This is a genomic window from Veronia nyctiphanis (assembly GCF_004116385.1).
GTDB classification, from domain to species: Bacteria; Pseudomonadota; Gammaproteobacteria; order Enterobacterales; family Vibrionaceae; genus Veronia; species Veronia nyctiphanis.
The window spans coordinates 1-317 of record NZ_PEIB01000116.1; the positions used below are offsets into that span (position 1 = coordinate 1).

Sequence of the window (317 nt, forward strand, 5' to 3'; positions counted from 1 at the left end):
TGGGGCTGGATCACCTCCTTAACGATACTGTCTTTGCCAGTGTCCACACAGATTGTATAGGTTGAAAAGTAAAGACGCTTAGCTGGGTCTGTAGCTCAGGTGGTTAGAGCGCACCCCTGATAAGGGTGAGGTCGGTGGTTCAAGTCCACTCAGACCCACCAACTTCTGTTGGTAGCTAAGCATCATGATGGGGCTATAGCTCAGCTGGGAGAGCGCCTGCCTTGCACGCAGGAGGTCTGCGGTTCGATCCCGCATAGCTCCACCACTTACTAAGTGTTTTTTACTGAAAATATTTAGAAAGTGGTGAATCGAAAGAA

2 tRNA genes are annotated in these 317 nt (G+C 49.5%); both read left to right on the forward strand.

The features are described from left to right. Positions 1-84 precede the first annotated feature (84 nt). Positions 85-161, forward strand: a tRNA-Ile gene (locus tag CS022_RS24670). A 28-nt stretch (positions 162-189) separates the two neighbouring features. Continuing rightward, positions 190-265 (forward strand) — tRNA-Ala (locus CS022_RS24675). Positions 266-317 lie beyond the last annotated feature (52 nt).